The organism is Arthrobacter globiformis, assembly GCF_030817195.1.
GTDB lineage: Bacteria > Actinomycetota > Actinomycetes > Actinomycetales > Micrococcaceae > Arthrobacter > Arthrobacter globiformis_D.
In genome coordinates this window covers 4,600,098-4,613,907 of record NZ_JAUSYZ010000001.1, presented here as the reverse complement: position 1 = coordinate 4,613,907, position 13,810 = coordinate 4,600,098, and the positions used below count along the sequence as shown (strand labels likewise).

The following is a 13,810-nucleotide window of genomic DNA, read 5'->3' as shown; positions in this document are numbered from 1 at the left end:
CCCAGGTCTGGGAACGCCCTGTGCTGCTACCTAGTTGGGTCAGACTTGGGTCAGACGAGCTACAGCTGCAGTGTCAGCGGGCGGGGGAGCCCGTTGAAGTCCGCAACCGGCCACTTCGGGTCGAGCGTCAGGACGCTTGTTCCCGCCTCCGTCAGCTGCACCGTGTCCTCGATCTTGACGCCCGGGCCGGAGGGGTTCCACGTGAAGGTCTGGTTGGGCACCACGACGTCGTCCGTGGCGGCGGTGGCGCGGGGATCACGGCCCGCGTAGCCGGCCGGTCCGCCCTGGTGGTGCAGGGTCCACTGGTCGGCGCCGAAGCCGTGCCGGGCGTACGCTGCCTGGATCTCGGCGAAGATGCCGCCAAGCCTGGCTCCCGGAACCGTGGCCGCGAAGATGTCCGCCTCAACCGCCGCGATGCGCTCCTCGGCGTCGAGCTCGGCCGGGGTACCGGCGTCGAACCGCACCCACCTGGTCAGGTTGGCCACCAGGCCGTGCCGCCGCGCGCAGACCACGGCCATGGCCCGCCGGCCCAAGGGTGCGTGGGTGGCGAGGGGGTGCCGGAACGCGCTGCGCGAGCTGCCGTTGCAGAGCAGGACCAGCGGTTCGGCGCCGGCCGCGACGATCCGGGCGGCCAGGGCGGACGCGACCTCGAACTCGGTGGTGTCCGGCGTCGTCCGGGAGAGCACGTCCGTCATGGCGCGGGCGGCATCGGCGCACAGCCTGGCGTAGCGGGCGCTCTCAGCCGGCAGCATCGGCTGCCGCGCCGCCCGGAGTTCCGCGGCCACGGCCTTCTCTGCCAGCGGCTCGCCGGGTCCGGCGAGTGCATCGACGGCGTCGGTGAGCTGTCCGTGCCAGGGGACCGTGTGAAGTTCGACGCCGGGTGGCAGCTCTTCGGCGGCGAGGCGTTCCGCCTCGTTGTTGAACGTGACGAGGTGGTCACCGGCACGGTCCACGAGGAGCGCGGCGATAGGGTCGCCCGCCAGGCTGATGTGCATGCGGCTGCCGTCCAGGTACCAGGTCAGGGCGGTGTGGCTGGTCAGGAGCAGGGCGTCCTGTCCCTTGGCGTCCAGGATGTCCAGGACGCGTTGCCGTTTGGCGGCCCTGTCGCTTCGGTTGCCGGGCAGGGCCGTTGGAGCCTGTGCGGCCTCAGCCAGTGCGGTTGCGGGTGCAGGAACGTTCATGTGGTTTCCCCCAAAGATTCGGTGAGTTGTGCAATGTCTGTGGTGCTCAGGATTCCGTCGGCGACCAGTACCGTGACGGTGCGCCGGACCGGGTTGTCCCGGCTTGCGAGGAGGGGCTCGTGCCAGGCGAGCGAGAGCCCGACCCCCGGGTAGCCGGACATCCGGACGAACCACGGGTCCGGGGCCTGCGGCGAGGCGAGGAACACCAGGGTGGCCTCCTCGCCAGGCCCGGGCTTTCCAGCTGCCCTGAACACTCCGCTCCATGCCAGCCAAGGGGCAGCCGACCCGTGCACGGCGTCCTCGCCTTCGGCACTGGCGGTCCGGACCCGTGCGCCACTGGTGGGTGGCAGCCGCCAGAAGAAGCCGCCGTAGCCGCCGTTTTCCCGGCCGTTGGAGCCCGGGCTGCCGAGCACCACCGGTTCCTGGCCCGCGGGTGCGAGTTCAAAGTCGAGGCGCAGCTGCCACACGGAGGGGCCGATGGCGTCATACCGCCAGTGCCGCTGTTCTGACAGGACGGCCGCACCGTCGGGGCCGATCCAATGCAGTGACTGGTCCAGGGCTCCGGGGGACTCGGCCGAGTCCGTGACTTCGATGTGGCCATGGTCGTCCTGCCAGACGTAGCCACCGGCCCGGCGTGTATAGGTACGCCCGCCCCAGAAGTTCACGCCGGCAACGTCCTGGATGGCGACGCCGGCCCCCAGATGCCAGACGTGGTCAGCAGGCAGGTGGTCCGTGACAACCGTGCCCGCGAGCGTCGTTACAGGGTGCAGGTAGGGCCGGGGCGACGACGTCGGCGTGATGCGGCTTCCGTTCTGCAGCCAGGCAACAGGACGGCCGTCCACAGCAAGAACGGGGCTCGCCGGTTCCGGCCTGGCCCAGGCCAGCCCGAGCTCGGCGAACGTGGACTGCGAGAGAACTGCCCGCTGCAGCGCTGCCTCGATGCCGCCAACCACGGGGTGGGCGTCGTCGCCCTCGCCTTCCCAGACGATGTTGTCCGCCGGTATCTCCCGTGGCGGCTCAGCAGTGCGGACCGCCTCGAGGACGGTCATATAGGCTCCGGCGGCGGAGAGCGGGCTGAGCAGCCGCGCCCCCTTATTGTCCGCCCCGCCGTCGTCGGTTCCTTTGCCGGCAGCCCGGGCGGCCAGGAGGTTCTCCAGCAGGTCCGTCCGTCCGAACGTCCGCGTGCTGGTGCCCTGGGCGGTTTCCAGGACCAGCCTGTCTTCCGTGTAGAAGAACTCCGCCTTGCCGAGGGTGCCGAAGACTGTGACGGACGGCGGGGACTGTTCGGCCGCGCACAGAGTCAGGGCACACATGAGGACCCGTCCCGCCGACGTGCGGACCCGGATAACTGATGTGTCGTCGCTCTCCGTATTGTGGGCCCGGTACAGGTCTGTTTCCACCGACCCGACTTCATCCACGCCGGCCGCGCCGGCGATCCGCAGCCCGGTCGCAACTGCATGGGCCAGGGCGTTCGTGGCCACCCCGTCCACGACGTCGGTGCCGTCCAGGCTCCGCCGGCCGGCCCACCGTGAGCGCTTGAAGTACCCGGCGCTCCGCAGCCACGCCCCGGTGGCGCCGATTCCGCGGATGCGGCCGAGTGCCCCGGATTCCACCAGTTCGGCGACCTCCGGCAGCGCATCCGAGCCGAGGCTCTGGAACCCGACCTGGACCAGCCGGCCCGACTCCTTGGCCGCGGCCAGCACCTCCTCAAACTGGGCAAGGGAGGCCATGGGCGGCTTCTCCACGTAGACGTCGGCGCCGGCGGCGATCGCGGCCAGGGCCAGCGGAGCGTGGGTCTGGATGGGCGTCGCGAGGATGACGACATCCGGTGCAGTGCCCGCGGCCAGCAGTTCATCCAACGTGCCGAAGACCTGAACCGAGGAATCAAGCGTCCCGTCTGCCGGGGGACGCGGATCGGCGACGGCGACAAGCCGGGCCAGTTGACGATCCCCCAGCCGGCGCAGATTCTCCAGGTGCCGGGCACCGTAGCCGTGCACGCCCACCAACGCGATGCGGGGGACGGCAGCCGGAACGACCGGGACAGCCGCGGCCTGAACACCGGCCGCGGCCTGAACACCAGCCCGAGCCTGAAGGCCCGCCGCGAGGAAGGCGGCCGCCTCCTCCTGCATCCCCCGGGTGAACACATGACCGCCAGGCCAAAAGCTCCCCGTGTACCGCGCGGCCGGATGGAGGGCACTCAGGCGGGCGTCGGCGTCGTGCATTCCCTGGTCCTGGAACAGCTCGTCGGCCGACGCATACTGCACCAGCAGGCTGTCCGACGACGAGCGCGCGGTGAGCTCGGGCCAGTCACCAAGACGGGTGAGGCCGGGCGTCTGGAGCAGCCACGAATGTGCGTCCAAATACGCGGGAAACAGGGACCCGAAGGTGGTCATCATGCAGGTCACGACGTGGCTGCGGATCAGCGGGCTGAGCGCCGCGAGGATGAGGGACCTGCCGCCCCCGCCGGAGAAGCCGGCACAGCCGAGCCTTCCGGCGCCCACCCCCGGGAGCCCGGCGAGCACGTTAAGCGCCGCGAGGTCGTCGTGCGCCACCATGCCGGCGAAGCTGGTGCCGAGCAGGCCGGCGGCCTTGGCCACGGTGTCCTCATGGGCGGCGGCCGCGGCGTCGTACAGTTCTGCCGCGGACGGTTCGACGCCGGCCTCCCGCCACAGTGCCCTCTGGCCGTCGAGGGCGGCAGCCGTTCGAACGGGAGGCGTGCCGAGGTCGAAGCCCCGGCTGCCCCACGAGAACGTGTCATGGGCGAGAACGGCGAAACCCTGCGACGCCAGCCAGGTGGCGAAGGGCCGGCCCCCGTACAGCCGGTTCCGGAGCGGGTCCGAGCCGCTTCCCGCCGTCGGGCTGTCCACCAGCCGCGCGGCACCGGAGGACTTGATGCCGGCGTGGCAGTGCAGCGCCAGGACGCCCGGCAGGGGACCGGCGGCGTGCGCCGGGCGGATGAACCAGGCAGTGGTGCGCGGGCCAAAGCCCAGCTGCCAGCTCAAACGGGAGGTGGTCACGCCGTCGTTTGTTTCCTCCCAGTCCACGCGGACGGCGGGCCTGGCCGGGGCCTCCGGAACGCCCAGGGCGTCCGCCAGTTCCTGGCTTCGGCTGTCTGCCGCGCGGTAGCGCGGGGCGGCCGCCATGAAGCGAGGCCAGTCCTCGTAGCCGCCGATGGCGCTGGGCCGGACGGCGCTTGACCTGACACCGCTGTGCCGGACGGGGCCAACGGGAAAAAGTTCTTCGACGGCGGCGTTTCCGGGGGCGCCGGCCCGGGCTGAAATCATGGCCGCGTTCTCCGGGGTGCAAATATCGTTGTCCTGCCTTTCGCAGTTCGCGCGCAGCGGCGCTCGGCAGCGCTTATCAGTCAGAAAACGCTTTCTCAAGAATTAGCAAAGGGGTGTACACGGGTCAAGAAACCGTTTACTTTGGTACGGAGCCGCCGTTGCCCGAGTCACTTTCGGGCCACATTTGGAGCATGATTTGGCGGCACCAGGCGCCTGCATCAACGCTTAGGCAAGAAATAAACCGTGGAAGGCCACGATGACCGAAGGAGACCACATGGCCGTACAGCAGCACGCGGGGACGCCCGGCGCCCCCGGCGACGTCGGGAGGAGCCAGTGAGCGCCATCAGCGAACTGTCGTCGATGTCCCGTGGCAAGGGACCGGTGACCGATGAGGAAAAACGGGCCAACCGGCGCGACAACAAAGCGGCCTACATATTCCTCCTGCCGTGGCTCGTGGGTCTCGTGGTCATCACCGTCGGCCCCATGCTCATGTCCCTTTACCTGGCATTCACGGACTACAACCTCCTGCAGCCGCCGGAATGGACGGGGCTGGACAACTTCACCCGGATGCTCGGCGACGCCCGGCTTCACAACTCGCTGCGGGTGACCTTCACCTATGTGCTTGTGGGCGTTCCCCTGCAGCTGGCCGTCGCACTGCTGATCGCGCTGGTGCTCGACAAGGGGCTCCGCGGACTGCCCTTCTACCGTTCGGTGTTCTACCTCCCCTCCCTCCTGGGCGGGTCGGTGGCCGTCGCTATCCTGTGGAAGCAGATCTTTGGCACCACCGGCCTGGTCAACCAGGTGCTGGCCATGTTCGGCATCGCCGGACCCGGCTGGATCTCGGATCCAAGCACCTCGCTCGGGTCCATCATCCTGCTGCACGTCTGGACCTTCGGCAGCCCCATGATCATCTTCTTGGCCGGGCTGCGCCAGATCCCCAACATGTACTACGAGGCGGCGGAAGTGGACGGCGCGACTACCCTCCAGAAGTTCTGGCGGATCACGCTTCCCATGCTCAGCCCCATCATCTTCTTCAACCTGGTGCTGCAGATCATCGGCTCCTTCCAGTCCTTCACGCAGGCGTTCATCGTGTCGGGCGGCAACGGCGGGCCTTCGGATTCCACCATGTTCTTCACGCTGTACCTCTACCAAAAAGGCTTCGGCCAGTTCGACATGGGCTACGCCTCGGCCATGGCCTGGTTCCTCCTCGTGATCATCGGTGCCTTCACGGCCATCAACTTCATCGCTTCAAAGTATTGGGTGTTCTACGATGACTAAACTTCAGACACTGCCCGCCCCCGGGCACGAACAGGGCAAAGACGGAAAAACTCCCGGAAACAGGGCGAGAGGCAGCGGGACCCGGGGCAGCGCCGGCCGGCCACGGGAATCGCGCGGCACCTTGGCCTTCAGCCGCAGCGCGCACATCAAGGCGCTGGCCAAGCACGCACTGCTGATCGTTACCGGCGGGATTATGATCTACCCGCTGCTGTGGATGGTGGTGTCCTCACTGCGGCCCAACGACCTCATCTTCCGGGAGCCCGGTCTGTGGCTGAACGGCCTGGAGATGAGCAACTACACGGACGGCTGGTCCGCGCTGAGCCATCCGTTCGGCCACTACATGCTCAACTCGGCCATCGTGGTGATCGGATCCATCCTGGGCAACCTGATCTCGTGCTCCATGGCCGCCTATGCCTTCGCCCGGCTGCAGTTCAGCGGAAAGAAACTGTTCTTCGGCATTATGCTCCTGACCATCATGCTGCCGTTCCACGTGGTGATCGTTCCGCAGTACATCCTGTTCTCCCAGATCGGCTGGGTGAATACGTTCTGGCCGCTCATTGTGCCCAAGCTGCTGGCCACGGACGCGTTCTTCGTGTTCCTCATGGTCCAGTTCATCCGGGGCATTCCCCAGGAACTTGACGAGGCGGCCAGGATCGACGGGGCCGGCCACCCCCGCATCTTCCTGCGGGTCATCCTGCCCCTGATGGTGCCGGTCCTCGCCACCACCACGATCTTCACCTTCATCTGGACCTGGAACGATTTCTTCGGGGCCCTGATCTACCTGACCGACCCTGAAATGTTCACCGTTCCCGTCGCGCTGCGCGCCTTCGTCGACTCGCAGTCAGCCACCAGCTGGGGTTCGCTGTTCGCGATGTCCATCGTGTCCCTGCTGCCCGTGTTCCTGGTGTTCCTGTTCGGCCAGCGTTTCCTCATCAAGGGCATTGCCACCACCGGCATCAAATAGGCCGGCCGGCTGGCGGGGCCGTAGCAAATACCTCTTGTAATACAAGCCACATACTTATAATCTAAGTTCACGAGAAAGCGCTTTCCCAAGCAGTGTTTCTCATTCGCTTCCAGGATCAAAGAAGATCGGAGTTTCCAGTGCCACTCTTTCCCCGGCCCGCATCGGCATCCGCGCCCGGCGCCGCCCCCGCAAAACCAGCAAGGGCAAAACGCCGCCTCCGCGCAACCGGAGCCGTGGCCGCCGCAGCCGCCGCCGTCCTCGCCCTGACCGCCTGCGGCGCGCCCGCCCAGTCCAGTGCAGACGGCAAGGTGGAACTGCGGTTCTCCTGGTGGGGCAGCGACAAGCGCGCCCAGGTCACCCAGGCCGCCATCGCAGCATTTGAGGCGGAGAACCCCAACATCAAGATCAAGGCCGAATACGGCGACTGGAGCGGCTACTGGGACAAGCTCGCCACCCAGGTTGCCGCCAACGATGCCCCGGACATCATCCAGATGGACGAGAAATACATCACCGAATACTCCTCCCGCGGGGCGCTGCTGGACCTTTCGAAGTACGGCATCGACACCTCGAAGCTGGACGAGGCGGCCCTCAATGCCGGCAAGAACGAAGACGGCCTGACAGGTATTGCGGCCGGCATCAACGCGGCGACCATCCTGGCCAACCCGGCGGTGTTCAAGGCAGCCGGTGTGGCGCTCCCGGATGACAAGACCTGGACCTGGGAGGACTTCGAGCGCGTCTCGGCCGAGGTGACCGCCAAGTCGCCGAAGGGGACCTACGGCGCCGCCGCCTACGGCACCGACGAGGCCTCCCTCGGGGTCTGGCTGCGGCAGAACGGCAAGTCCCTCTACACCTCGGACGGCAAGCTCGGGTTCGAACCGTCGGACATCGCGGGCTGGTGGGACTTCCTCAAGCAGCTGAGCGAAAAGAAGGCCGTGCCCTCGGCGTCGGAGGTGGTTGAGGCGGAGGCGGCCCCGCTGGACCAGAGCGGCCTGGCCACCGGCAAGAACGGGCTGGCCTTCTGGTGGTCCAACCAGCTGCCCGCGCTGGAGAAGGCGGCCGGCAGTGAGCTGCAGGTGCTCAGGTTCCCCTCCAAGACGGGCAAGGCGGCGGACACGCAGCTCTGGTACAAGGCCTCCCAGTTCTGGTCAGCATCGTCACGGACCAAACACCCGGAGGAGGTGGCCAAGTTCATCAACTTCCTGGCCAACGACACGAAGGCCGGCGAGGCCCTGCTGGCAGACCGCGGCGTGTACCCCAACTCCGAGGTCCGTGCCGCGATCCAGTCCAAGCTGACTCCCGCCGACGTCAAGGTGGTCAAGTTCATTGACCAGATCAAGAGCGAACTCGGCGAGGCCCCGGCGCCGCCGCCGAAGGGCGCGGGCGCCATCCAGGAGATCATCAAGCGGTACAGCTCCGAGGTGCTGTTCAACAGGCTCTCCACCCAGGATGCCGGCACGAAGGCCGTGGACGAGATGAAGTCCGCGATCAGCAGCTAGCGCCTCGCAGAGAACGAGGCAGGAAAACCCCGGGCACCCTCCCAACGGAGGGGTGTCCGGGGTTTTCCGCGTGTGCTACTGAAGTGCGCCGTGCTACTGAAGCGTGCGAGGCGGGGAGTTTTTGTACACGTATCGCGACGTCGGGGGCCTTTTGGGGGCCAATATCTGTACAAAAACTCCACCGGACGGTCAGTCTTCGGCGATCACGGCCACCGCTCCGCCGGGAACAAGCCCGCCGAAACGTCCGCCGCCCAACAGTTCCTCGCCGTCGGCCTTCACAACTGCATCCTCCCGGCCGTGGTTGATCGCGAAGAGGAAACGGCGCCCGTCGGGCGTGACCCGCCGGGTCAGTTCGACGCCGGCAGCGGCCTCCGCGGCGGCCGTCACTCCCGCTTCGGCCAGGAGCCGGTCCAGAAGGTGTTCGATGCCGTCGCGGTCCGGCAGTGTGGCCAGGTACCAGGCGGCGCCCCGGCCCGCGGTCCGCCGGGTGAGGGCAGGAATTCCGTCGAGCGGGTAACCGGTGAAGGTGGCCAGGGTTTCCACGCCTTCCGCGTGGACGTGCTCGCTCCAGATCCGGCCGATGGTGCCGTCGCTCAGAGTCACCTGCCCGCCTTCGGGCAGCGGATGGAACTCCTCGGTCCGGACGCCCAGCAGCTCCCGGAAGGCGCCCGGGTAGCCGCCCAGCCTGACGTGGTCCCGTTCGTCCACGATGCCGCTGAAGTAGCTGACCAGCACCGTGGCACCTGCCTCGGCGGCGCCGGCGATGTTGGCCGCGGCGTCATCGGTGACGCAGTAGAGCGTGCACACCAGGACCAGGTCATAGCCGGCCAGGTCTGCAGCGGGATGGACGAAGTCCACGCCCACGCCGCGCAGGAACAGCGAGCGGTGGAAGGCGCGGAGCAGGTCGAGGTACTGCACATCCTCGCTCGGGTGGGAATCCAGTTCGCTGGCCCACCAGGCCTCGTAGTCGAACACGATGGCCACCCGGGATTCCACCGTGGACCCCTTGACCGGGCCAAGCCGCTTCAGGGCTTCGCCCAGGGCCACCACCTCGCGCCACACCCGGGTGTCGCGTCCGCCGTGGGGCACCATCGCCGAATGAAACTTCTCGGCCCCGGCCACGCTCTGCCGCCACTGGAAAAACATGACGGCATCGGCGCCGTGGGCCACATGCGCCAGGGAGTTCCGGAGCATTTCGCCGGGCATTTTCGGCTGGTTGCGTGGCTGCCAGTTCACGGCCGACGTCGAGTGTTCCATCAGGATCCACGGCCTGTTGCCCGCGACACCGCGCGTGAGGTCCGCGCTGAACGCCAGTTCGATCTCCCGCTCCGGGTCCGCGGCCACCAGGTAGTGGTCGTTGGCCACCACGTCCAGGTCCTTCGCCCAGTCGAAGTAGTCCATGGACTTGGTGGCGCTGGAAACCATGAGGTTGGTGGTGGCCGGAACGTCGGGAGTCACCTCCCGGATCACCGCCAGCAGGCTCCGGTAGTAGTCCATCAGCGCCCAGGAGCTGAACCGCTGGAAGTCCAGCCGCTGCGTAGGGTTGAGGGTGGTGGGGGCAGCCCGGGGCGGAATGATCTCCTCGAACGAGGCATAGTGCTGCGACCAGAAGGCCGTTCCCCAGGCCCCGTTCAGCGCCTCGATGCTGCCGTAGCGCCGCTCCAGCCAGTGCCGGAACGCCGCGGCGTCCTCCTCGCCGAAAAACTCTGAAACGTGGCAGCCCAGCTCATTGTCCACGTGCCACAGTGCCAGTGCCGGATGGTCCTTGTACCGTTCGGCCAGCTTCCGGGTGATGGCCGTGGCATACCGGCGGTAAACAGCGGACGACGGCGAGTAGTGCCGCCGGGAGCCGCGCTCCAGGACGGTGCCCTCCGCCGTCACCGGCAGGACTTCCGGATGCTTCCGCACCAGCCAGGCCGGGGGAGCGGCCGTGGCCGTGGCGAGGGCAACCTTGATGCCTGCGCCAGCCAGGTTGTCCAGCACCTCATCCAGCCAGCCAAAGTCGTATTCCCCTTCACGCGGCTCCAGGAGCGCCCAGGAAAAGATGGCCACGCTGAGGAGCGTCACCCCGGCTTCCGTCATAAGGCCGATGTCCTCCAGCCGGACATCGGCCGGCCACTGTTCGGGATTGTAGTCACCGCCGAATGCCAGGCCGGGGCCGCTGTTCCAAGCCGGGGTCGGGGGAGGGGGCGCTGGGGTGGGCATGGGACTCCTTCGTCGTTGCGGGATGGAGGCGGTTGAAGCAGAAACGCGAACGGTTTGAAACGCGAACGGTGAGGAACACGAAGTTTGGAAAACGCTTGCCGAGGGTGGCCGATGTGGCTATTGTATCGATTCAGAGAGTGTGTAATCCAGATCACGACTCCGCGTTGACGAAGTTTTCTGAAAAAAGTTTGTGCCCATTGAGCGGCAACATGAGCAAGGAGGCTCCCATGATCAGCAGAAGGAATTTTCTTACCGCGGTGGCGGCAGGAACGGTATCCACAGCGACCCTGGCCGCGTGCGGTGCGCCGGCAGGCCAGACAGGCTCAGCCGAGAACCCGGTAACCATCACCTACACGTGGTGGGGCAACGACGACCGGGCCGAACGCACCCGCAAGGCCATCGCCCTGTTCGAAAAGAAGAACCCGGACGTCAAGGTCAACGGCAACTTCACCGACTTCGCCGGTTACTGGCAGAAGCGGGCCACCGAGGCCGCCGGCGGTGGACTCCCGGACGTCATGCAATGGGATCTGTCCTACCTGCGCGACTACGCCCAGCGGAACCAGCTCCTGGACCTCGGCACCGTCAAGATCAACACCGACGCCTTCGACAAGACCCTGCTGCCGTCCGGCCAGATCCGCGGCAAGACCTACGGCATCCCCACCAGCACCAACGCCTTCGCCGTCTACTACGATCCGGCCAAACTGAAGGAAATCGGCGTGGCTGAGCCGGCCGGCACATGGACCTACGCCGAGTACAAAGACTGGCTCACCAAGATCGGGGAGGCCGGCGGCGGAAAGTACTTCGGCGCGTCCGATTTCACCGGCATCTGGTGGCAGTTCAACATCTGGCTGCGGCAGAAGGGCATCGACGCGTTCACCGGTGACGGCAAACTCGGCTTCAGCAAGGACGACCTGCGCGCCTGGCTGAACCTGAACTCGGACCTCCGCGGTACCAACGCCGTGGTCCCGGCGGACCGCAGTGCCCAGGTCAAGCCGAAGAGCCCGTTCGGCTCCAACCTCACCGTCTCGGAGAACACCTGGGACAACTTCATGGCCGGCTACCTCAAGGACAGCGGTGCCAAGGAGCTCAAGCTGGTGCCCGTCCCCTCCGATGATCCGGACAACCTCGGCCTGTTCCTCAAGCCCTCCATGCTTATGGTGGCCAGCGCCAAGACCAGGAACAAGGATGCGGCCGCCCGGTTCATCGAGTTCATGGTCAACGACCCCGAGGTGGGCGACATCTTCAAGACCTCCCGCGGCGTTCCCGCCTCCAAGACGCAGCGGGACGGCACCACCTTCGAAGGCACCGACAAAGCCGTCGTCGACTACGAAACGTCCATCGGCAAGTACCTCAAGGACGCCCCCGAACCGCCAATCGTTGGCTTCGGCACGCTGGAAGCCGCGTTCCTTCGCTTCAATGAGGACCTGAGCTACGGCAAGCTCACGGTGGATGGTGCCGTGGACCAGTGGTTCAAGGAAGCCGAAGACGTCATCAAGCAGAACGCGTAGCGAACGCGCTGCAGAACCTGACAAGGACTCTTTCGTGACTCAGACCCTGACCCGCCACAGCGGCACCGCCGCTGCCCCGCCCGCTCGTGCACCGCGCCGGCGGGGTGCGGACACCCGTGCCGGCTATACCTTCCTGCTGCCCTGGCTGCTGGGCTTCATCCTCCTGACAGTGGGCCCGATGCTGTCCTCGCTCTACCTCTCCTTCACCAATTACAACCTTTTCGAAGCGCCTAAATGGATCGGCCTCGACAACTACACCAGCCTGTTCCAGGACGAGCGCTTCCTGCAGTCGGTGGGCGTCACGCTGGGCTACGTGGTGTTCGGAACACCGCTGAAGCTCGCCGCGGCGCTCGCGGTGGCCCTGCTGCTGAACAACGCCACCCGCGGCCAGGGCTTCTACCGCTCGGCCTTCTACGGCCCCTCGCTCATCGGGGCCAGCGTCCTCGATCGCGATCGTGTGGAAGGCCATGTTCGGCGACCAGGGTCCCGTGGACCAGGGCCTGTCCTTCTTTGGCATCAACCTCGGCGGCTGGGTGGGCAACCCGTCCATGACCATGCCCATGATGATCCTCCTGACGGTCTGGCAATTCGGCGCCCCCATGGTGATCTTCCTGGCCGGTCTCAAACAAATCCCGCAGGAACTGTATGAGGCTGCCTCCGTGGACGGCGCCGGCCGCTTCCGTAAGTTCGTGAACATCACGTTCCCGATGCTCTCCCCGGTGGTCTTCTTCAACCTCCTTCTGGAAACCATCCACGCGTTCCAGATTTTCGCCTCGGCCTACATCATCTCCAACGGTGAAGGCGGTCCGGCCGGCTCCACCCTGTTCTACACCCTCTACCTCTACCTCCGGGGCTTCAGTGACTTCCGGATGGGCTACGCCTCGGCCATGGCCTGGCTCCTGGTGATCGTCGTCGGCGTCATCACGCTCATCTTCTTCCGTACCTCCAAGTCCTGGGTCCACTACAGCGGTGATTCAAAATGACCACACTCAGCCCACCTACCCAAGCCCGGCCCGCTGACGCGCCCGAGTACAACCCCAAGGCCGACTCCCGCGCGGCCAAGCGCACCCGCAGCATCGTGTTCCACGCCCTGTCGCTGGCCCTCATCGCCGTCGTGCTTTATCCGGCGCTGTGGATGGTCAGTTCGGCCTTCAAACCCAGCAGCGAGATCATCGGCAACTCGTCGATCTGGAGCTCAAACTTCAGCCTCGACAATTTCGTGACAGCGATGGGCGGCATCGGCGCTGTCTCCACGGCCCAGTTCTTCGCGAACTCGGTGGTGCTGGCCCTCGGGTCGGTGATCGGGACGGTGCTCTCGGCGACCGTCTCCGCCTACGCCTTCGCCCGGATCAAGTTCCCCGGCCGCAGCATCTTCTTCGGCATGATGATCGCCACCCTACTGCTGCCGTTCCACGTGGTGATCATCCCGCAGTACATCATCTTCCAGCAGCTGGGGCTGGTGGACACCTACATCCCCCTGCTGATCGGCAAGTTCCTGGCCGCGGATGCCTTCTTCGTCTTCCTCATGGTGCAGTTCATGCGCAACCTGCCCCGGGAGCTGGATGAAGCCGCGATCATCGACGGCGCCGGCCACGTGCGGATCTTCTGCAGCATCATGCTGCCGCTGATGAAGCCGGCCCTCATCAGCTCGTCCATCTTCGCCTTCATCTGGAGCTGGAACGATTTCCTGGGCCCGCTGCTCTACCTGAACTCGCCGGAAAAGTACCCGCTGCCCCTGGCCCTCCGCCTCTTCGTGGACCAGACCCAGAGCTCCGACTACGGGGCAATGATCGCCATGTCCGTCCTCGCGCTGCTGCCCGTGCTGGTGTTCTTCCTGATCTTCCAGCGCTACATCGTGGAGGGCGTCTCCACCCAGGGCCTCAAGGGCTGACAC

8 protein-coding genes and 2 pseudogenes are annotated in these 13,810 nt (G+C 66.4%); 6 read left to right on the top strand and 4 right to left on the bottom strand.

What is annotated here, in order from left to right; genetic code table 11:
• Positions 1–59 precede the first annotated feature (59 nt).
• From QF036_RS21135 to QF036_RS25400, 3 genes and pseudogenes are all read right to left on the bottom strand, one after another.
• The gene (locus QF036_RS21135; protein WP_307105036.1) at positions 60–1,181 is read right to left on the bottom strand and encodes a M24 family metallopeptidase; all 1,122 of its coding nucleotides are present in this window, start codon (positions 1,179–1,181) and stop codon (positions 60–62) included.
• Complete coding sequence (locus QF036_RS21130; RefSeq protein ID WP_373460312.1) at positions 1,178–3,187, bottom strand: DUF6807 family protein; 2,010 nt, start codon at positions 3,185–3,187, stop codon at positions 1,178–1,180. The genes QF036_RS21135 and QF036_RS21130 overlap by 4 nt, the downstream gene beginning before the upstream one ends.
• Before the next feature lie 75 nt (positions 3,188–3,262).
• Positions 3,263–4,324: pseudogene (locus QF036_RS25400) on the bottom strand (acetylesterase); the annotation flags it as partial.
• Positions 4,325–4,798: 474 nt separating this feature from the next.
• On the opposite strand from QF036_RS25400, the gene QF036_RS21125 reads away from it, so the two are divergent.
• The 3 genes from QF036_RS21125 to QF036_RS21115 all read left to right on the top strand — a co-directional run bounded on the left by QF036_RS21125 (position 4,799) and on the right by QF036_RS21115 (position 8,203).
• Positions 4,799–5,743: a carbohydrate ABC transporter permease gene (locus QF036_RS21125; protein ID WP_307105034.1), complete on the top strand. Its 945-nt coding sequence runs from the start codon at positions 4,799–4,801 to the stop codon at positions 5,741–5,743.
• Entirely contained in the window at positions 5,736–6,707 is a 972-nt protein-coding gene (locus QF036_RS21120) for a carbohydrate ABC transporter permease (protein WP_307105032.1), read from the top strand. Before QF036_RS21125 ends, QF036_RS21120 begins: the two co-directional genes overlap by 8 nt.
• Before the next feature lie 137 nt (positions 6,708–6,844).
• Positions 6,845–8,203: an ABC transporter substrate-binding protein gene (locus QF036_RS21115; RefSeq protein ID WP_307105030.1), complete on the top strand. Its 1,359-nt coding sequence runs from the start codon at positions 6,845–6,847 to the stop codon at positions 8,201–8,203.
• 189 nt (positions 8,204–8,392) lie between these two features.
• On the opposite strand, the gene QF036_RS21110 is transcribed toward QF036_RS21115, so the two are convergent.
• Entirely contained in the window at positions 8,393–10,408 is a 2,016-nt protein-coding gene (locus QF036_RS21110; RefSeq protein ID WP_307105028.1) for a beta-galactosidase, read from the bottom strand.
• A gap of 227 nt (positions 10,409–10,635) precedes the next feature.
• Here QF036_RS21110 and QF036_RS21105 point away from each other — a divergent pair, with 227 nt between their 5' ends.
• From QF036_RS21105 to QF036_RS21095, 3 genes and pseudogenes are all read left to right on the top strand, one after another.
• Positions 10,636–11,916, top strand: coding sequence for an ABC transporter substrate-binding protein (locus QF036_RS21105; RefSeq protein WP_307105026.1), 1,281 nt, complete (start codon positions 10,636–10,638; stop codon positions 11,914–11,916).
• A 34-nt stretch (positions 11,917–11,950) separates the two neighbouring features.
• A pseudogene (locus tag QF036_RS21100) lies at positions 11,951–12,899 on the top strand (carbohydrate ABC transporter permease).
• Complete coding sequence (locus tag QF036_RS21095; protein ID WP_307105025.1) at positions 12,896–13,807, top strand: carbohydrate ABC transporter permease; 912 nt, start codon at positions 12,896–12,898, stop codon at positions 13,805–13,807. The pseudogene QF036_RS21100 and the gene QF036_RS21095 overlap by 4 nt, the downstream one beginning before the upstream one ends.
• Positions 13,808–13,810: the final 3 nt, after the last annotated feature.